This is a genomic window from Leifsonia tongyongensis, assembly GCF_010686705.1.
GTDB classification, from domain to species: Bacteria; Actinomycetota; Actinomycetes; order Actinomycetales; family Microbacteriaceae; genus Diaminobutyricibacter; species Diaminobutyricibacter tongyongensis.
Map to the genome: position 1 here is coordinate 104,420 of NZ_JAAGWY010000004.1, position 17,338 is coordinate 121,757.

Genomic DNA, 17,338 nt, shown 5'->3' on the forward strand with positions numbered 1-17,338 from the left:
CACATGTTCGTCGTCGCGAGAGCCTAGCTCGACGCCCCGAAACAGGAGATAGCGCTGTTAGCTAACGCTGTGAACCTGCTGGTCCAGACCACGACTACCGACGATGGTAGCTTCCATGGTCCGTCGATCGATGAGTTCTTCCCACCGGCCGTCTTTTCCATCGGCAGCTTCGAAGTCAACCGCGTCATGCTGGTGCGCTTCGTCGCCGTCATCGCGATCCTCCTGGTCTTCTGGCTCGGCACCCGCCGGATGAAGCTCATCCCGGGCCGCGGGCAGAGCATCGTCGAGATGGGTCTCGACTTCGTGCGCGTCAACATCGCCGAAGACCTCCTGGGCAAGAAGGACGGCACGCGCTTCCTGCCGATCCTCACGTCCATCTTCTTCATGGTGCTGTTCATGAACCTGACGGGCATCATCCCGTTCCTGAACATCGCCGGCACGTCCGTCATCGGCGTGCCCCTCGTCCTGGCGATCGTCGCCTACATCTGCTTCATCTACGCCGGCGTCAAGAAGAGCCCGGGCAACTTCTTCCGCAACTCGCTCTTCCCGCCCGGTGTTCCGTGGTTCCTCTACATCCTCGTGACTCCGATCGAGTTCGTCTCGACGTTCATCCTGCGGCCGATCACCCTCACGCTCCGACTTCTCATGAACATGGTCGTCGGGCACCTCCTCCTCGTCCTGTTCTTCAGCGCGACGGCGTTCTTCCTCTTCACCGCGGGCAGCTGGTGGTCGCTCTTCGGAATCGGCACCTTCGCCTTCGGCTTCGCTTTCACACTGTTCGAGATCCTGGTGGCAGTCCTCCAGGCTTACGTCTTCGCACTGCTCACGGCTGTCTACATCCAGCTCGCAGTCGCCGAGGAACACTAATCGAGCTGCGCGCCCGCACAGCTCACATCACGGAAGGAAACACATAACGTGGACATCGCTGCTATCTCCGGCAACATTGCCACCGTCGGATACGGTCTCGCCGCCATCGGCCCCGCGATCGGCGTCGGCATCGTCGTCGGCAAGACCATCGAGGGCGTTGCGCGCCAGCCTGAGCTCGCCGGCCGCCTCCAGGTCCTGATGTACATCGGTATCGCGTTCACCGAGGCGCTGGCGTTCATCGGTATCGCCGTCGGCTTCATCTTCGTCTAATCCTCTTTATCTTTCTTCAGTAAGGAGGAACGATGCTCAACGGTGTGGTTAGGGCCGCAACGGGGGAGACGATCAACCCGCTCATCCCCGCGTGGTACGACATCGTCGGATCGCTGATCTGCTTCGCCATCATCCTGTTCTTCTTCTGGAAGCTCGTGCTTCCGCGTATGAAGAAGCTGCTCGATGAGCGTGCGGAGGCCATCGAAGGCAACATCGCGAAGGCCGACGAGGCCCAGCACAAGGCGGAGGCGCTCCTCGAGGAGTACACCGAGCAGCTGGCGGATGCGCGTGCCGAGGCAGCGAAGATCCGCGAGCAGGCTCGCACCGACGGCCAGAAGATCCTGGCCGAGCTGAAGGAGCAGGCGTCCGCCGAGGCGGCGCGCATCACTGCCACCGCTCAGGCCCAGATCGAGGCGGAGCGCCAGGCGGCGGTCGTCTCGCTGCGTGGCGAGGTCGGATCGCTCGCGATCGACCTGGCTTCCAGTGTGGTCGGAGAAGTCCTGAGCGACGACGAGAAGGCGCAGGCCATCGTCGACCGCTTCCTCGCCGACCTCGAGGCCAGTGAAGCGAAGGCAGGATCGGGCTCGTAATGGGAAGCGCCACCAGAGAAGCATTGGCCAACGCTGTGTCGGCACTCGCCGAACTCGGCGCCAAGGCCGATCTGGCGACGGCTGAAGACCTGTTCGCCGCAGGACGAGTCGTCGCCGACTCCGCCCAGCTGCGTGCGGTCGTCAGCGATCCTTCCGCCGACCCGCAGGGCAAGGCGGAACTCGTGAAGCGTGTCTTCGCACAGCTGTCGCCCGGCGCCGTCTCCCTTCTGTCCACGATCGCCGCGCAGCGGTGGTCGCGCCAGAGGGACGTACTCGCTGCGATCGAAGAGCTGGGCATCCGGAGTATCGCGATGTCCGCGCCTGCCGGGACGGACATCGAAGGCGAGCTGTTCACATTCGGAGGCGCCGTGATCTCCAGTGCTGACCTGGAACTCGCCCTGCGCAGCAAGCTCGCCGACCCGACGGAGAAGGCCGCACTCGTCGACCGGCTCCTTGCCGGAAAGGCCTCACCGCAGACCTCGGCGATCATCCGCCAGATCGTGCTGCAGTCGCGTGGCCGCAGCATCCGCGAGGCACTTCGTGAAGCCGCCCGGATCGTGGCCGACCAGTCCGGGCACTCCATCGCGACGGTGACCAGCGCCCATGCGCTTCCGGCCGCGCAGCTCGAGCAGCTGCGGGCCGCGCTCTCCGCGAAGTACGGCGTGCGCCTCAAGATCAACGAAATCGTCGACGCCGCCGTGATCGGTGGGGTGCGGGTGCAGGTCGGCGATGATGTGATCGATGGAAGCATCGCGCGCCGGATCAGCGATCTACGACTTCAGCTGGTGGGCTGACCCCGACGGGTCGACCACCTCAACAGGCATCTGGGACGACGTGTCCCGCATAGATAGGGAACAAAGATGGCAGAACTAACGATCAGCCCCGACGAGATCAGGGACGCGCTCAAGGACTTCGTCTCGGCATACGAGCCGAACCGGGCCGACGCCACCGAGATCGGCCACGTCATCGACGCGTCTGACGGCATCGCGCACGTCGAGGGGCTCCCCGGCGTGATGGCGAATGAGCTCATCCGCTTCTCGAACGGCGTCTCGGGCCTCGCCCAGAACCTCGACGAGAACGAGATCGGCGTCGTTATCCTCGGTGAGTTCGACGGCATCGTCGAAGGCATGGAAGTGACGCGCACCGGTGAAGTCCTCTCGGTGCCCGTCGGCGACGGCTACCTCGGTCGCGTGGTCGACCCACTGGGCAACCCGATCGACGGTCTCGGCGAGGTCGCATCGGAAGGCCGCCGCGAGCTGGAGCTCCAGGCGCCCGGCGTCATGCAGCGCAAGAGCGTGCACGAACCGCTCCAGACCGGCATCAAGGCAATCGATGCGATGATCCCCATCGGTCGTGGACAGCGTCAGCTGATCATCGGCGACCGCCAGACCGGCAAGACCGCGATCGCGATCGACACGATCATCAACCAGAAGGCCAACTGGGAGTCCGGCGACGAGAACAAGCAGGTTCGCTGCATCTACGTCGCGATCGGCCAGAAGGGCTCGACGATCGCGGGTGTGAAGGGTGCACTCGAGGACGCCGGCGCGATGGAGTACACCACCATCGTCGCGGCTCCCGCCTCAGACCCGGCCGGCTTCAAGTACCTGGCCCCGTACACCGGTTCGGCGATCGGCCAGCACTGGATGTACGCGGGCAAGCACGTCCTCATCATCTTCGACGACCTGTCGAAGCAGGCCGAGGCCTACCGTGCCGTCTCGCTTCTTCTCCGTCGTCCGCCGGGACGCGAGGCCTACCCTGGTGACGTCTTCTACCTGCACTCCCGTCTGCTGGAGCGTTGTGCCAAGCTCTCCGACGAGCTCGGCGCGGGGTCGATGACCGGACTGCCGATCATCGAGACGAAGGCGAACGACGTCTCGGCTTACATCCCGACCAACGTGATCTCGATCACCGACGGCCAGATCTTCCTCCAGTCCGACCTGTTCAACGCGAACCAGCGTCCGGCCGTCGACGTCGGCATCTCGGTGTCGCGCGTCGGTGGCGATGCCCAGGTCAAGTCGATCAAGAAGGTCTCGGGCACGCTGAAGCTCGAGCTCGCACAGTACCGTTCGCTCGAGGCGTTCGCGATGTTCGCATCCGACCTCGACGCTGCGAGCCGTCGCCAGCTCGCCCGTGGTGCCCGCCTGACCGAACTGCTCAAGCAGCCGCAGTACTCGCCGTTCCCCGTCGAGGAGCAGGTCGTCTCGATCTGGGCCGGAACGAACGGAAAGCTCGACGAGGTTCCGGTCGAGGACATCCTGCGCTTCGAATCCGAGCTGCTCGACCACCTGCGACGCAACACCGATGTGCTCGACGTGCTGCGCGAGACCAACGTGCTCTCCGACGAGACCGTCGACAAGCTCGAGGCAGAGGTCGACAGGTTCAAGCTCGAGTTCCAGACGGGCGAGGGCAAGCCGCTCGCGTCGGTCGGCAGCGAGAAGTTCGAAGCCAGTGCCGAAGAAGACGTCAACCAGGAGCGCATCGTCAAGGCGAAGCGCTGACGCGCCGCGCGAAACGCATTGACGACACGCACGAGACGCATCGACAAGTTAGGTAAGTAGGAGACATGGGAGCGCAACTTCGGGTCTACCGGCAGAAGATCAAGTCTGCCCAGACGACCAAGAAGATCACTCGGGCCATGGAGCTGATCTCCGCCTCACGCATCCAGAAGGCGCAGGCGAGGGTGGCGGCGTCCACGCCGTACGCGCGCGCCATCACGCGCGCCGTGTCGGCGGTCGCGACGTACTCGAATGTCGAGCACGTTCTGACCACCGAGCCGGAGAAGATCGAACGCGCGGCGATCGTCATCTTCTCCTCCGACCGCGGACTCGCCGGCGCGTTCAACTCCAACGTGCTCAAGGAGTCCGAGCAACTCGCCGAACTCCTGCGGAGCCAGGGCAAGGATGTCGTGTACTTCCTTGTCGGGCGCAAGGCGGCCGGTTACTTCAGTTTCCGCCGGCGCTCTTTCGAACGCGTGTGGACCGGTGGAACCGACGCACCGGAGTTCGAGACGGCCAAGGAGATCAGCGACGCCATCCTCGAGTCGTTCCTCCGTGACGCCTCCGACGGCGGGGTCGACGAGATCCACATCATCTACAACCGCTTCGTCAGCATGCTCACCCAGGTACCCGAGATCGTGCGCCTGCTGCCCCTCGAGGTTGTCGAGGGCGTCGAGGAGCCCAGCGACGGAGAGGTGCTCCCGCTCTACGAGTTCGAGCCCGACGTCGAGACGGTGCTGGACTCGCTGCTGCCGGTCTACCTCGAGAGCCGTATCTTCAACGCCATGCTCCAGTCGGCCGCATCGAAGCACGCCGCGACCCAGAAGGCGATGAAGGCTGCGAGCGACAATGCCGACAAGCTCATCCGCGACTACACGCGTCTGGCGAACAACGCGCGACAGTCCGAGATCACCCAGCAGATTTCCGAGATCGTCGGTGGCGCCGATGCGCTGGCCACCTCCGACAAATAATCCGGTCACGAACCACGTTTGACGTAGAACGAGAAGAGAAGACAATGACAACGATCGCAACCGACGAGACGCAGACCGCGCCGGTGCAGGCCGAAGGCGCCACTGGGCGCGTCGCCCGCGTCACCGGCCCCGTCGTCGACATCGAGTTCCCGCACGACTCGATCCCCGGCATCTACAACGCCCTCAAGACGACAATCGCCATGGGCGGGACGTCGCATGAGATCACGCTCGAGGTCGCACAGCACCTCGGCGACGACCTCGTCCGAGCGATCGCGCTGAAGCCGACCGACGGTCTCGTCCGCGGCCAGGAGGTGCGCGACACCGGCGGTCCCATCACGGTCCCCGTCGGCGACGTGACCAAGGGCAAGGTCTTCAACGTGACCGGCGACGTGCTGAATGCCGAGCCGGGCGAGAAGATCGAGATCACCGAGCGCTGGGGCATCCACCGCGAACCCCCGAAGTTCGACCAGCTCGAGTCGAAGACCCAGCTCTTCGAGACCGGCATCAAGGTCATCGACCTCCTCACGCCGTACGTGCAGGGTGGAAAGATCGGCCTGTTCGGTGGTGCGGGCGTCGGCAAGACGGTGCTCATCCAGGAGATGATCCAGCGCGTCGCGCAGGACCACGGCGGTGTGTCCGTATTCGCCGGTGTCGGCGAGCGCACCCGTGAGGGCAACGACCTCATCCACGAGATGGAAGAGGCCGGGGTGTTCGACAAGACCGCCCTCGTGTTCGGCCAGATGGACGAGCCGCCGGGAACGCGTCTCCGCGTCGCGCTGTCCGCGCTGACGATGGCGGAGTACTTCCGCGACGTGCAGAAGCAGGACGTCCTGTTGTTCATCGACAACATCTTCCGCTTCACGCAGGCGGGCTCCGAGGTCTCCACGCTGCTCGGCCGCATGCCGTCGGCGGTGGGCTACCAGCCGAACCTCGCCGACGAGATGGGTGTGCTCCAGGAGCGGATCACCTCGACCCGCGGTCACTCGATCACGTCGCTGCAGGCTATCTACGTCCCTGCGGACGACTACACCGACCCGGCGCCCGCGACCACGTTCGCGCACCTCGACGCGACGACCGAGCTCTCTCGTGAGATCGCCTCGAAGGGACTGTACCCGGCTGTCGACCCGCTGACCTCGACCAGCCGCATCCTCGACCCCCGGTACCTGGGCGAGGACCACTACCGCGTCGCCACCACGGTCAAGCAGATCCTCCAGAAGAACAAGGAACTGCAGGAGATCATCGCCATCCTCGGTGTCGACGAGCTCTCCGAGGAAGACAAGATCACGGTGTCGCGTGCGCGCCGCATCCAGCAGTTCCTCTCGCAGAACACCTACATGGCCAAGAAGTTCACAGGCGTCGAGGGTTCGACCGTCCCGCTGAAGGACACGATCGAGTCGTTCGACGCGATCGCCAAGGGTGAGTACGACCACGTGGCCGAGCAGGCGTTCTTCAACGTCGGCTCGATCTCCGACGTCGAAGAGAAGTGGGCACAGATCCAGAAGGAGAACGGCTGAGCATGGCTTCGCCGCTGAAGGTGAGCGTTGTCGCCGCCGACCACGAGGTATGGTCAGGCGAAGCGACCATGGTCGTCGCCCGTACCGTGGAGGGCCAGATCGGAATCCTCGCCGGGCACGAGCCACTGCTGGCGATGCTGGCGACCGGAGAGGTCCGCGTCACCCAGGTCGGAGGGTCCGTCGTGACCGCCCAGGCCGATGACGGGTTCCTCTCCGTTGAGAACGATACGGTGACGGTCGTCGCCCGCCAGGCGGAACTGGTCTAGGCGTTATGGCCGAAGCGGGGGCGGCTGTGGACCGGCAGTTCGGGGATGTGCGCGTACCGGTGCTCATCGCCATGGCGGGTCTGCCCGGAGCGGGAAAGTCAACGATCGCCGAGATCATCGGCGCCCGGCTCGGGGCGGCGATCGTCTCAGTCGATCCGATCGAGTCCGCGATCCTGAGTGCGGGCATCGACTCCGACCAGCCGACGGGTCTCGCCGCCTACCTGGTGGCAGAGACGATCGCCGAGCAGGCTCTGCTGTCCGGGCATTCCGTGATCGTGGACGCGGTCAACGCGGTCGAGCCGGCGCGGCTCCAATGGCGCGATCTCGCCGCGCGCGCCGATGTCAAACTCCGCGTGATCGAGGTCGTCTGCAGCGACCAGGACCTCCACAAAGCTCGACTCGAGAAACGCATCCGCAGGCTGCCGCACGTCGATGAGACCTCGTGGCACGCCGTCGAGCAGAGCATCGAAGAGTATGACGAGTGGAGGGGCGCGAGCGCAGCCCTTCCCCGCATCACGGTCGACACGACCGCGACCATCGGCGAGAACGTCGAGACCGCGCTCGCCTTCCTGGAGGGGTAGTGCTCGTCCTCCTGCCGCCGTCGGAAACGAAGAACGACGGCGGGTCCGGCGGCACGCTCGATCTGGGAAGCCTGCGGTTTCCGTCGCTCACCCCGACGCGGCGCGCGGTGCTGCGTTCGGTGGCCGAACTGTCACGGGATCGCGAGGCGAGCATCCGTGCCCTGAAACTGGGGCCCAAGCAGCACGGCGAAGTCGACCGCAACCGGAGGCTCCGGCGTTCGCCGACGATGCCGGCCATCGAGCTGTACAGTGGCGTGCTCTACGATGCATTCGATGTGGGGACGCTCTCGCCGACAGAGCGGGAGCGGACACAAGACGTGGTTGCGATCCACTCCGCGTTGTTCGGGCTCGTCTCCGCGGGAGACTCGATTCCGCCTTACCGGTTGTCGTTTGATTCGCGGGTCCCCGGGACGACCCTCAAGCGGAGCTGGACGGCGCCCGTATCGACGGTACTCGAACGAACGACCGGTGTGATCGTCGATCTCCGCTCTGACGGCTACGCGGCCCTCGGCCCTCTTCCGACAGGAAAGGAAGCCGTCACCGTGCGCGTGCTCGGGCGTGATGCGGAAGGACGTGTGCGGGCGCTGAACCATTTCAACAAGCAGGCGAAAGGGCTCTTCGCGCGAGCCATCGTCGCAAGCGGGCTCGAATTGGCTGACGCCGAGCAGCTTCTGGACTGGGCCAGAGCCGAAGGTTACGACGTTGGGCTGAACGGCAGCGAATTGGAGCTGACCGTATCGCAGGTGACGGGTGAGCCCGGCCGTCTGATGGCGGCGCTGCGTTAGCGAGCAATCGCTGTTCAGACTACGAAAACGTGAGAAAGGTCCGTCCGGAGATTCCGAGGTCGGCATGGTGGTGTCCACCAGAAAAGTGAGATATGCTCACCCTAAGGTGAAGCTCATCACAGCTTCGTATCGGGCTATGCGAAACAGAGGAGGAGCACTCAGCCTGGGTGGGCCCTCGATCAGCGACGGTCGGTCGCAGCAGAGGTCCCCGCCAATCTGTCGGGCCGACGCATCGGTTGCACGGGCGCGAATCCCCTCGCGCCGGAGTCGAGCAGCTCGGACGCGTGACGATCCCTGACTCCGCCCTGCGGTCGGGCCGTGCGGAGGTGATCTCACGAGCGAGAGTTCGAAGCTTGCGATTCCCGCAGCCTTCGTCGGCCCGACGCTCTTCGTCGGCCTCGCGTTCCCGCGGACTTCGCTCAGACGGTCGCGCGGAAACAGCCCACCACGTGGTCGTCGACCATTCCTGTCGACTGCATCAAGGCATACATCGTTGTCGGGCCGACGAAGCGGAACCCACGTCGGCGGAGCTCCTTGCTCATCGCAGTCGATTCCACGGTGACGGCCGGGACCTCGCTGAAGTCCGCCGGGCGCGGGCGGCCCGGTGCGGGGGCGAAGCCCCACATCAGCTCCGTGAGCCCGACATCGAGAGCGAGAGTCGCTTTCGCGTTCGCGATCGTCGCCTCGATCTTGCCGCGATGCCGGATGATGCGCTCATCGAGCAGCAGGCGCTCGACGTCGACCTCCGTCATCGCAGCGACGCGCGCCGGTTCGAAGTCATAGAACACCTCGCGGAACGCCGGCCGGCGCCGCAGGATCGTGATCCACGACAAGCCTGCCTGGAACCCTTCGAGGCAGAGCTTCTCGTACAGTGCGCGTGGATCGCGCTGGACGCGCCCCCACTCGTCGTCGTGGTAGCGCAGATACTCCGGGTCGCTGCCGGCCCACGAGCACCGTTGTCGTCCGTCTTCTCCGATGATGGTCGCGCTCATGCGGCCAGCATGATCCCCTCATGGGTGAGCAGCCAGAGTTTGGTCGGGATGCCCTCGCCCCCGCTGTAGCCGGTGATGCGCCCGGTGGAGGAGAGAACACGATGGCAGCCGACGATGATCGGGATGGGATTCGCGCCGACGGCGCCGCCGATGGCCCGCCCGGATCCCGGCCGGCCGATCTCTGCTGCGAGCTCGCCGTACGACGTGAACTGGCCGTACTCGAGCCGGCCCAGCGCATCCCACACACTCCGCTGGAACGCGGTGCCGTCCTGCCGTAACGGGAGCTCGAAGTCTTTGCGGGTGCCGGCGAAGTATTCGCCCAGCTGCCGGACGGCCTCGTCGAGGACAGGGGTCGTGCGCTCCGGATGCTCTTCGAGCGGGAGGTGGCCGTCGCGCTCGATGGACAGCGAAGTGATCGCTTCGCCGTCGCTGGTGAGCTCGAGCCGGCCGATGGGGCTTTCCGTGCGGATCAGGTACGCGAATGAAGTGCTCATGTCTCGACTGTAGACGGACCCTGTGACAGGTTCGCGCGGAAATCGGACATTGGGGATAACTCGCCTGCAGGGGGTGTGGACAACGCCGGAGGCAGGCATTCGAACGGTTAGCCTTGGCAGATGCCGATCACCGATGACAGCCCCTCCGCCATCCCTGCGATCGTCTCCGAGGTGCTCCGCAGCTCGCCCGTGATCGACGGGCACAACGACTGGGCCTGGGAGTGCCGCGAGAATCGTGGCTACTCGGTCGAGGGGCTCTCCGAGCCTCTCTTCACCGACACGGACATCCCGAGGCTGCGCGCTGGCGGCGTGGGCGCCCAGTTCTGGTCGGTCTACATCACCGATGAGCTCGAGGGTGCGGCCGCCGTCCAGGGAACGCTCGAGCAGATCGACTGGGTCTACCGGCTGATCGCGCGCTATCCCGATGCATTCGCGCTCGCGCGCACGGCAGACGATATCGAAACGGCCGTCCGGTCGGGCAGGATCGCGTCCCTCCTCGGAGCCGAGGGGGCGCACGCCATCAACGACTCGCCGGCCGTTCTCCGGATGCTCGCGCGGCTCGGAGTGCGCTATCTCACGCTTACTCACGTCCACAACACGGAATGGGCCGACTCGGCGACCGACGAACCGCGCTTCGGAGGGCTCTCCGAGCGTGGTCGCGACTACGTGCGCGAGCTCAACCGGCTGGGCATCCTCGTCGATCTGTCCCATGTCTCGGCGGCGACCATGCACGACGCGCTCGATGCGACGGCCGCTCCCGTGATCTTCAGCCACAGTTCGTGCAGGGCGCTCGCCGGTCATCCGCGCAATGTACCCGACGACGTGCTCGCCCGGCTCGCCGCGAACGGGGGAGTCGTGATGATCACCTTCGTCCCGCAATTCCTGTCGGAGGACTTCGCCGAATGGGCGGACGGGCCGAGGACGGCCCCGCCACCGCGCGTCACGATCGCCGATGTCGCCGATCACATCGACCACGCGCGTACCGTGGCCGGCCTCGAGCACGTCGGCCTCGGCGGCGACTTCGACGGAACCGACCTGTTCCCTGAGGGGCTGGAGGGCGTAGACGGGTACCCGGCGCTCCTCGCGGAGCTCGCTCGCCGCGGCTGGAGCGCATCCGAGCTCGCGGCTCTCACAGGGGGGAACATCCTGCGCGTGCTGCGCGCGACGGATGGCGCCTTCGCTGCACCGCACCTGGGCGTCCCGGCACTCGAACTCTGATTCGCCGCGAGTCGGAAACTCGCGCGAAACGTGCGCGCCCTACGCTGGGCGAACAGCGCAAAGAAGGGGAATTCATGACCAGGTCTCACACCGGGCGCACGATCGCGGGCATCGTCGCGGTCGGCATCGCAACCGCACTCGTCATCACCGGATGCTCACCGAGCGGGGGAGCCAAGAGCTCCAGCGGAAAGACCCTCGTGGTCGATCAGTCGTTCGACCTGAAGACCGCCGACCCCGGTCGTGCCTTCGAGCTCACGGGCAGCATCGTCGATCGCGCGCTCTACGAGACCCTTCTCACCTTCAAAGGCTCCGATGTCACCAAGCCGGTGCCGCAGCTCGCCACGTACAAGGAGTCGTCCGACAACAAGACGCTCACGCTCACGCTCGACGGCAAGCACACGTTCTCGGACGGAACGACGGTCACCGCCGACGACGTCGTGTTCTCTCTCAAGCGAGTCCAGGGAATCAAGGGCAACCCGTCGTTCCTCCTCGACGGGGTCACCGTGAACAAGGTCGACGACAAGACCGTCACCCTCACCACCGCGACCCCGAACCCCGCGCTTCCGTTCATCCTCCCGAACCCGTCGCTCGGAATCCTGAACTCGAAGCTCGTCACGAAGAACGGCGGAGCGCCGGACAACACCGACAAGGCGGAGGCGTTCCTCAACAAGACCTCCGCGGGCTCCGGGCCGTACGAGCTCGAGTCGTACAACGTCAGCACCAAGGTCGTCTTCAAGCTGAACCCGCACTACGTCGGCGCCGCACCCGCCTACAGCCGCGTCGTTCTCGAGAATGTCGCGGGACCCACGCAGAAGATCAACGTGCAGGCCGGCTCGAGCCAGGTCGCACTCGACCTCAACGCTGACCAGGTCCAGGGCCTCGACGGAGGTTCGACCAAGGTGATCAAGGGCGTCTCGCCGTACGTGATCTACACCTGGTACAACCAGAACCCGACGGTCGGGGCAGGCGTCACCAACAAGGCGCAGTTCCTGACGGCGGTCCGCCACGGCATCGACTACTCGAAGATCCTGTCCATCGCCGGAACGGGCTCGACCCAGCCCGGCGGCATGGTCCCGTCGATGTTCCTCGGTGCGCTGACCTCAGATCCGTCGAACACGTTCGATGCAGCCGCGGCGAAGACCGCGCTCGCGGCATCCGGATACGCCGGCCAACCCGTGAAGTTCTCGTACCCGAACGACATCACGGTCAACGGGCTGCAGATGCAGACCCTCGCCGAGGCCATCCAGGCACAGCTGAAAGACATCGGCATCACCATCACGCTCGCTCCGTCTCCGATCTCGACCTTCCTCGACGCCTACCGGGCCGGGAAACTGCAGTCGGGGATCATGTACTGGGGCCCGGACTTCCCGGACCCGTCGGACTACCTCGTGTTCAACCCGGGTGAGTCCCTCGGCCTGCGCGCCGGCTGGGCGAAGGGGGCAGACCCCGCGGTCAGCACTCTGGCCGACGCCGCTGCGTCGGCGGTCGGGTCGGCCGACCGCACCAAGGCCTACCAGGCCTGGCAGACGCAGGCCAACGCCACGGGGCCGTTCCTGCCCGTCGTGCAGCCCGGCCAGTACGTGGTCACCGCAACCTCGGTGACGCAGCTCGAACTCAATCCCGTGTGGACCGTTGACCTCGCAGAGATCAAGTAGCTCGACCCTGGAGGCGCCTGCGCCCGACCGGCTCGTCACCGACGAGCGCAGGCGCCTTCCCCCTCTCGTCCGCTACATCGCGCTCCGCCTCGGTGTGAGTGTGCTGCTGATCTTCGGCGTCACACTCGTCACCTTCACGCTCACGAACCTCGTACCGGCCGACCCGGCCCAGGCGGCACTGGGAGAGCGGGCGGCGAGCGACCCCGCCGTGGTCGCGGAGTTCCGCAAAGCGCAGGGCCTCGACAAACCGGTGGTCGTGCAGTATTTCGTGTACCTCGCCCACCTGCTCCAGGGAAACCTCGGGGTCTCCACGCAGACGCACAACCCGGTGTCGCAGGACCTCGCGGTCGCCTTCCCAGCGACGGCTGAGCTGGCGATCTTCGTGATCGTCTTCTCGATCATCATCGGGATCGGGCTCGGATTGTTCGCAGCGCTGCGACACAACCGCTTCTCGGACCAGCTCATCCGGATCTTCAGCCTCGGCGGGATCTCGATCCCGACGTTCTGGCTGGCGCTCGCGGTGTTCTACATCTTCTTCTACCAGCTGCACTGGGCGCCGGGCAGTGGTCGGCTCGATCCGGCTGCACAGGCCCCACCCACGGTCACCGGCATGTACACGGTCGACGCGCTCCTGGCCGGTCAGTGGGACACCTTCTGGGATGCGCTGTCGCACCTTGCGCTCCCGGGCCTCGTCCTCACGCTGTACACCGTCGGCCTGCTGATCCGCTTCGCCCGGTCTGCCGTGCTCGACATCCTCGGTCTCGACTACGTGACCGCTGCCCGCGCCAAGGGGCTGAGCTCCCGGCGCGTCGTCTTCGGTTACACGCTGCGCGGCGCGCTCCTTCCGATCCTCACGATCGTGGGACTCGCCTTCGGGTCGCTGCTCTCCGGGACGGTGCTCACCGAGCAGGTGTTCTCCTGGGGAGGCATCGGCCAGTACGCGTACAAAGCCGCGACGACCCTCGACCTGCCGGCCGTCATGGGCGTCGGCCTGATCGTCGGGCTCGTCTACATCATCACCAACTTCGTGATCGACGTGATCTACGGTCTGGTCGACCCGAGAGTGAGGGTCCAGTGACCGCAACCCTCGACATCGCCGTCAAGCGCAAGCGACCCATCCTGCCCGCCGTCTGGCGCCGGCCGATGGCCGTCATCGGAGTGGCGGTGATCGCCATCTGGCTGTTCATCGCGATCTTCGCGCCGCTCATCGCGCCGTACGACCCGCTCGCCCAGAGCTTCACGCGTCTCTCGCCGCCGAGTTCGGCGCACTGGTTCGGAACGGACGCTGTCGGGCGCGACGTTCTCTCGCGTACCCTGTACGGCGCACGGGTATCGCTTCCGCTCGCGCTCATCCTCGTGGTGTCCTCGATGATCATCGGCTCCATCCTGGGAGCGGTCGCCGGCTACTTCGGCCGCGGAGTCGACGAAGTGATCATGCGCATCTCCGACCTGGTCTTCGCGTTCCCGACGATCATCCTCGCCATGATCGTGGCGGCCTCGCTCGGCCCGAGCCTCACCAATGCGGTGATCGCGCTGCTGGTGGTGTCCTGGCCGAGCTATGCCCGCGTCATGCGATCCATGGTGCTGGGAGAGCGGGCACGCGAGTACGTCATCGCCGGCCGGCTGCTCGGGGCGAGCGCCTACCGCTCGCTCGGCCGCGATGTGCTGCCGAACGTCGCAGCTCCGGTGCTGGTACTCGCCACCCTGGACTTCGGCAACGCGATCCTGCTCCTCTCGGGGCTGTCGTTCCTCGGTCTCGGCGCGACGCCGCCGACACCGGAATGGGGTTCGATGGTCGCCGACGGCGTCCAGAACTTCAGTGCCTGGTGGCTCTCGGCGTTCCCCGGTCTTGCGATCTTCACCGTCGTCATGGCCTTCAACTTCCTGGGTGACGCGATGCGCGATGCGCTCGACCCGCGCACTGCCGGCAAGGTCCAGGGGGTCTCGGTATGACCGGAATCACGATCTCGGACCTCACTCTGGAGCTCGGCGACCCGAAGTCGCCGAAACGGATCCTGCGCGGGATCGATCTCGAGGTGCCCGCGGGCCAGATCACCGGCCTCGCCGGCGAATCCGGTTCGGGGAAGACCGTGACCGGACTGACCGTCTGCGGGCTTCAGCCTGCTGGTTCCCGCGTGTCCGGTCGCATCAGGCTCGACGGTGCGCGCCGGTCGGTCGACAACCTCCTCGAGCTCTCGCAGGCCCAGCTCAACCGGCTGCGCGGGCGTGAGCTGGCGATGATCTTCCAGGACCCGACTGCGAGCCTGCACCCCATGATCTCGATCGGCGGCCAGCTCACCGATCACGTGCGCTACCACCTGGGCCTCGGACGCCGGCAGGCGCGCGAACTCGCGGTCGAACTGCTCGAGCGGGTGCGCGTCCCGGAGCCGGAGAATGCGCTGTCCAAATACCCGCACCAGTTCTCGGGCGGCCAGCTCCAGCGCATCGCGATCGCGATCGCCATCGCGTGCGAACCGTCCGTACTGATCGCGGATGAGCCGACGACGGCGCTCGACGTGACGGTCCAGGCGGGCATCCTGCGACTGCTGCGCGAACTCTGCGACACGATGGACCTGGCGATCCTCCTCGTCACGCACGACCTCGGCGTCATGTCGGCGGTGGCCGACACGGTGGCGGTCATGCACAACGGCTCGATCGTCGAACACGGATCGCGCTACCAGGTCATCCGCGAACCGCGCACCGAATACACGCGCTCGCTCATCGAGTCGCTGCCGGCCGTGCCTCCGCCCCCGCAGGTCGTGCACGAGGTGGCCGTGGAGACCGGGATCGAGAACGACGAGGAGAGCGGCCGATGACGGGCGAACTGGTGGTCGACGGTGTCAGCGTGCAGTATCGCCGCCCCGGGCGCGGAAAGCTCACGGCCGTAGACGATGTCTCGCTTTCGCTCGGCACCGGCGAGGTCGTCGGGCTCGTGGGCGAATCCGGTTGCGGAAAGTCCACGCTCGCACGCGCCATCTGCGGACTGGAACCCCTCTCCGGGGGATCCATCACCTTCGACGACGAACCGGTGCCGAGGCTGCGACTGCGGTCGCGACCGGTCCGCCTGCGGCGGATTCAGATGGTGTTCCAGAACCCCTACGCCTCGCTCAACCCGCGCCGCAAGGTCGGCGCCCAGATAGCGGACGCTTTCGCGGTCGCCGGCCCGGATCGCTCCACGGTGCCCGAGCTGCTCGCCGACGTCGGGCTCGACCGTGACGCGGCCGACCGCTACCCCCATGAGTTCTCCGGCGGCCAACGTCAGCGCATCGCGATCGCACGCGCGATCGCAGCCCGACCGGACGTCCTGATCGGCGACGAGCCCATCGCATCCCTCGACGCCTCGCTCCAGGCGAAGGTCGCTCAGCTCATGCGCGACGTCGCCCTGAAGAACGGCGCCTCCCTCCTGTTCATCAGCCACGACCTCTCCGTCGTGCGGGTCATCGCAGATCGGGTCGCGGTCATGCAGGCGGGCCGGGTGGTGGAGAGCGGGCCGATCGACCAGGTCTGGAACGCGCCGAAGAACGACTACACGGCCAGGCTGCTCGCCTCGATCCCGGTTCCCGACGGCCTGGGGAACCTACCCGTCGGCTGACGGCGGCACGGGCACGGGCCCGTCTCGGCGGGCGGCTAGCCTAGGATCATGGCTCAGATCGAATACCGCACCCTCGGCACATCCGGACTCGTCGTCTCCACCATCGGACTCGGCTGCAACAACTTCGGCAGGCAGGGGACGGCATCGGAGAGCCAGGCCGGTACGGACGCCGTGATCGGGGCCGCCATCGACACCGGGGTGACGCTCTTCGACACGGCGGACATCTACGGCGCTGAGCGCGGCCTCTCCGAGACCCTGATGGGCAACGCACTCGCGGGCAAGCGCGATGGCATCGTGCTTGCGACCAAGTTCGGAATGGACATGGGTGGTGCGAACGGTCCCGACTGGGGTGTTCGCGGATCGCGCCGATACATCCGCCTGGCGGTGGAGGCGTCCCTGCGCCGCCTGCGAACCGACTGGATCGACCTCTACCAGTTGCACACGCCGGACCCGGTGACGCCGATCGAGGAGACCCTGGCGACCCTGGACGATCTCATCACCGAAGGAAAGATCCGCTACATCGGCCATTCGAATCTCACCGGCTGGCAGATCGCCGAGGCCGAGTTCACCGCCCAGCTCGCCGGACACCCGAAGTTCATCTCGGCCCAGAACGAGTACAGCCTTCTGGTACGCGGCGCTGAGAAGGAGGTGCTGCCCGCCGTCAACCGGTACGGGCTCGGGTTCCTCCCATATTTCCCGCTCTACAACGGCCTGTTCACGGGCAAGTTCTCTCGTCAGGGCGGGCCGGCGGACAGCCGCATCATGAGGATCCGCCGGCATCTCGCCGACAACGCTCCGTGGGATGTCATCGAGCAGTACCAGGCGTTCTGCGACGAGCGCGGGGTCACCATGCTCGAGGCGACGTTCGCGTGGCTTCTCGCACAGCCCGGGCTGACGAGCGTGATCGCAGGCGCCACGAGGCCCGAGCAGATCATCCAGAACGCGGAAGCCGCTTCGTCGTGGAAGCCGACCGCCGACGAGGTGGCGGCCATCTCGGACCTGTTCTCGTAGCCTTCGGGCCACGTGAGGGTTCACGGCGACGCGCCGC

At 66.1% G+C, this 17,338-nt stretch carries 19 protein-coding genes; 17 read left to right on the forward strand and 2 right to left on the reverse strand.

Annotated features, from left to right (window positions below):
- The first annotated feature begins 69 nt into the window (after positions 1 to 69).
- The 10 genes from atpB to G3T36_RS16105 all read left to right on the forward strand — a co-directional run bounded on the left by atpB (position 70) and on the right by G3T36_RS16105 (position 8,339).
- Positions 70 to 867 (forward strand): F0F1 ATP synthase subunit A, encoded by a 798-nt coding sequence (atpB, locus tag G3T36_RS16060; RefSeq protein WP_163290841.1) that lies wholly within the window; start codon positions 70 to 72, stop codon positions 865 to 867.
- A gap of 48 nt (positions 868 to 915) precedes the next feature.
- On the forward strand, positions 916 to 1,137 hold the full coding sequence (gene atpE / locus G3T36_RS16065) for a F0F1 ATP synthase subunit C (RefSeq protein ID WP_163290842.1): 222 nt from the start codon (positions 916 to 918) through the stop codon (positions 1,135 to 1,137).
- Positions 1,138 to 1,169: 32 nt separating this feature from the next.
- Complete coding sequence (locus tag G3T36_RS16070) at positions 1,170 to 1,727, forward strand: F0F1 ATP synthase subunit B (protein ID WP_163290843.1); 558 nt, start codon at positions 1,170 to 1,172, stop codon at positions 1,725 to 1,727.
- On the forward strand, positions 1,727 to 2,521 hold the full coding sequence (locus tag G3T36_RS16075) for a F0F1 ATP synthase subunit delta (RefSeq protein WP_163290844.1): 795 nt from the start codon (positions 1,727 to 1,729) through the stop codon (positions 2,519 to 2,521). Before G3T36_RS16070 ends, G3T36_RS16075 begins: the two co-directional genes overlap by 1 nt.
- Before the next feature lie 66 nt (positions 2,522 to 2,587).
- Entirely contained in the window at positions 2,588 to 4,225 is a 1,638-nt protein-coding gene (atpA, locus tag G3T36_RS16080) for a F0F1 ATP synthase subunit alpha (protein WP_163290845.1), read from the forward strand.
- 65 nt (positions 4,226 to 4,290) lie between these two features.
- A complete protein-coding gene (locus G3T36_RS16085; protein WP_163290846.1) occupies positions 4,291 to 5,193 on the forward strand; it encodes a F0F1 ATP synthase subunit gamma in 903 nt (300 codons plus the stop codon).
- A 44-nt stretch (positions 5,194 to 5,237) separates the two neighbouring features.
- Entirely contained in the window at positions 5,238 to 6,707 is a 1,470-nt protein-coding gene (gene atpD, locus G3T36_RS16090; RefSeq protein ID WP_163290847.1) for a F0F1 ATP synthase subunit beta, read from the forward strand.
- A 2-nt stretch (positions 6,708 to 6,709) separates the two neighbouring features.
- Complete coding sequence (locus G3T36_RS16095; RefSeq protein ID WP_163290848.1) at positions 6,710 to 6,973, forward strand: F0F1 ATP synthase subunit epsilon; 264 nt, start codon at positions 6,710 to 6,712, stop codon at positions 6,971 to 6,973.
- Positions 6,974 to 6,978: 5 nt separating this feature from the next.
- Positions 6,979 to 7,554 (forward strand): P-loop nucleotide/nucleoside kinase family protein, encoded by a 576-nt coding sequence (locus G3T36_RS16100; protein ID WP_163290849.1) that lies wholly within the window; start codon positions 6,979 to 6,981, stop codon positions 7,552 to 7,554.
- The gene (locus tag G3T36_RS16105) at positions 7,554 to 8,339 is read left to right on the forward strand and encodes a peroxide stress protein YaaA (RefSeq protein ID WP_163290850.1); all 786 of its coding nucleotides are present in this window, start codon (positions 7,554 to 7,556) and stop codon (positions 8,337 to 8,339) included. Before G3T36_RS16100 ends, G3T36_RS16105 begins: the two co-directional genes overlap by 1 nt.
- A 419-nt stretch (positions 8,340 to 8,758) precedes the next feature.
- Here G3T36_RS16105 and G3T36_RS16110 read toward each other — a convergent pair whose 3' ends face one another.
- Together G3T36_RS16110 and G3T36_RS16115 are read right to left on the reverse strand one after the other, a co-directional pair.
- Complete coding sequence (locus G3T36_RS16110) at positions 8,759 to 9,331, reverse strand: DNA-3-methyladenine glycosylase I (RefSeq protein ID WP_163290851.1); 573 nt, start codon at positions 9,329 to 9,331, stop codon at positions 8,759 to 8,761.
- Positions 9,328 to 9,825 carry a methylated-DNA--[protein]-cysteine S-methyltransferase gene (locus tag G3T36_RS16115; protein ID WP_163290852.1) on the reverse strand — a complete coding sequence of 166 codons (498 nt, stop codon included), beginning with the start codon at positions 9,823 to 9,825 and terminating at the stop codon, positions 9,328 to 9,330. The genes G3T36_RS16110 and G3T36_RS16115 overlap by 4 nt, the downstream gene beginning before the upstream one ends.
- A 120-nt stretch (positions 9,826 to 9,945) precedes the next feature.
- Between G3T36_RS16115 and G3T36_RS16120 the strand changes: the two genes are divergently transcribed.
- From G3T36_RS16120 to G3T36_RS16150, 7 genes are all read left to right on the forward strand, one after another.
- On the forward strand, positions 9,946 to 11,043 hold the full coding sequence (locus tag G3T36_RS16120; protein ID WP_163290853.1) for a dipeptidase: 1,098 nt from the start codon (positions 9,946 to 9,948) through the stop codon (positions 11,041 to 11,043).
- A gap of 74 nt (positions 11,044 to 11,117) precedes the next feature.
- Complete coding sequence (locus tag G3T36_RS16125; protein WP_163290854.1) at positions 11,118 to 12,698, forward strand: ABC transporter substrate-binding protein; 1,581 nt, start codon at positions 11,118 to 11,120, stop codon at positions 12,696 to 12,698.
- Positions 12,676 to 13,776: an ABC transporter permease gene (locus tag G3T36_RS16130; RefSeq protein WP_240148600.1), complete on the forward strand. Its 1,101-nt coding sequence runs from the start codon at positions 12,676 to 12,678 to the stop codon at positions 13,774 to 13,776. The genes G3T36_RS16125 and G3T36_RS16130 overlap by 23 nt, the downstream gene beginning before the upstream one ends.
- Positions 13,773 to 14,651 carry an ABC transporter permease gene (locus G3T36_RS16135; RefSeq protein ID WP_338031610.1) on the forward strand — a complete coding sequence of 293 codons (879 nt, stop codon included), beginning with the start codon at positions 13,773 to 13,775 and terminating at the stop codon, positions 14,649 to 14,651. Before G3T36_RS16130 ends, G3T36_RS16135 begins: the two co-directional genes overlap by 4 nt.
- Positions 14,648 to 15,514: an ABC transporter ATP-binding protein gene (locus tag G3T36_RS16140; protein ID WP_163290855.1), complete on the forward strand. Its 867-nt coding sequence runs from the start codon at positions 14,648 to 14,650 to the stop codon at positions 15,512 to 15,514. Before G3T36_RS16135 ends, G3T36_RS16140 begins: the two co-directional genes overlap by 4 nt.
- Positions 15,511 to 16,290: an ABC transporter ATP-binding protein gene (locus G3T36_RS16145; protein ID WP_163290856.1), complete on the forward strand. Its 780-nt coding sequence runs from the start codon at positions 15,511 to 15,513 to the stop codon at positions 16,288 to 16,290. The genes G3T36_RS16140 and G3T36_RS16145 overlap by 4 nt, the downstream gene beginning before the upstream one ends.
- Positions 16,291 to 16,338: 48 nt before the next feature.
- On the forward strand, positions 16,339 to 17,301 hold the full coding sequence (locus tag G3T36_RS16150) for an aldo/keto reductase (protein WP_163290857.1): 963 nt from the start codon (positions 16,339 to 16,341) through the stop codon (positions 17,299 to 17,301).
- Positions 17,302 to 17,338 lie beyond the last annotated feature (37 nt).

Bases quoted from the DNA above. Each gene is read 5' to 3' on its own strand.
- G3T36_RS16070 (WP_163290843.1), top strand. From the start codon at position 1,170: ATGCTCAACGGTGTGGTTAGGGCCGCAACGGGGGAGACGATCAACCCG.
- G3T36_RS16075 (WP_163290844.1), top strand. From the start codon at position 1,727: ATGGGAAGCGCCACCAGAGAAGCATTGGCCAACGCTGTGTCGGCACTC.
- atpA (WP_163290845.1), top strand. From the start codon at position 2,588: ATGGCAGAACTAACGATCAGCCCCGACGAGATCAGGGACGCGCTCAAG.
- G3T36_RS16085 (WP_163290846.1), top strand. From the start codon at position 4,291: ATGGGAGCGCAACTTCGGGTCTACCGGCAGAAGATCAAGTCTGCCCAG.
- atpD (WP_163290847.1), top strand. From the start codon at position 5,238: ATGACAACGATCGCAACCGACGAGACGCAGACCGCGCCGGTGCAGGCC.
- G3T36_RS16095 (WP_163290848.1), top strand. From the start codon at position 6,710: ATGGCTTCGCCGCTGAAGGTGAGCGTTGTCGCCGCCGACCACGAGGTA.
- G3T36_RS16100 (WP_163290849.1), top strand. From the start codon at position 6,979: ATGGCCGAAGCGGGGGCGGCTGTGGACCGGCAGTTCGGGGATGTGCGC.
- G3T36_RS16110 (WP_163290851.1), bottom strand. From the start codon at position 9,331: ATGAGCGCGACCATCATCGGAGAAGACGGACGACAACGGTGCTCGTGG.
- G3T36_RS16115 (WP_163290852.1), bottom strand. From the start codon at position 9,825: ATGAGCACTTCATTCGCGTACCTGATCCGCACGGAAAGCCCCATCGGC.
- G3T36_RS16120 (WP_163290853.1), top strand. From the start codon at position 9,946: ATGCCGATCACCGATGACAGCCCCTCCGCCATCCCTGCGATCGTCTCC.
- G3T36_RS16125 (WP_163290854.1), top strand. From the start codon at position 11,118: ATGACCAGGTCTCACACCGGGCGCACGATCGCGGGCATCGTCGCGGTC.
- G3T36_RS16140 (WP_163290855.1), top strand. From the start codon at position 14,648: ATGACCGGAATCACGATCTCGGACCTCACTCTGGAGCTCGGCGACCCG.
- G3T36_RS16145 (WP_163290856.1), top strand. From the start codon at position 15,511: ATGACGGGCGAACTGGTGGTCGACGGTGTCAGCGTGCAGTATCGCCGC.
- G3T36_RS16150 (WP_163290857.1), top strand. From the start codon at position 16,339: ATGGCTCAGATCGAATACCGCACCCTCGGCACATCCGGACTCGTCGTC.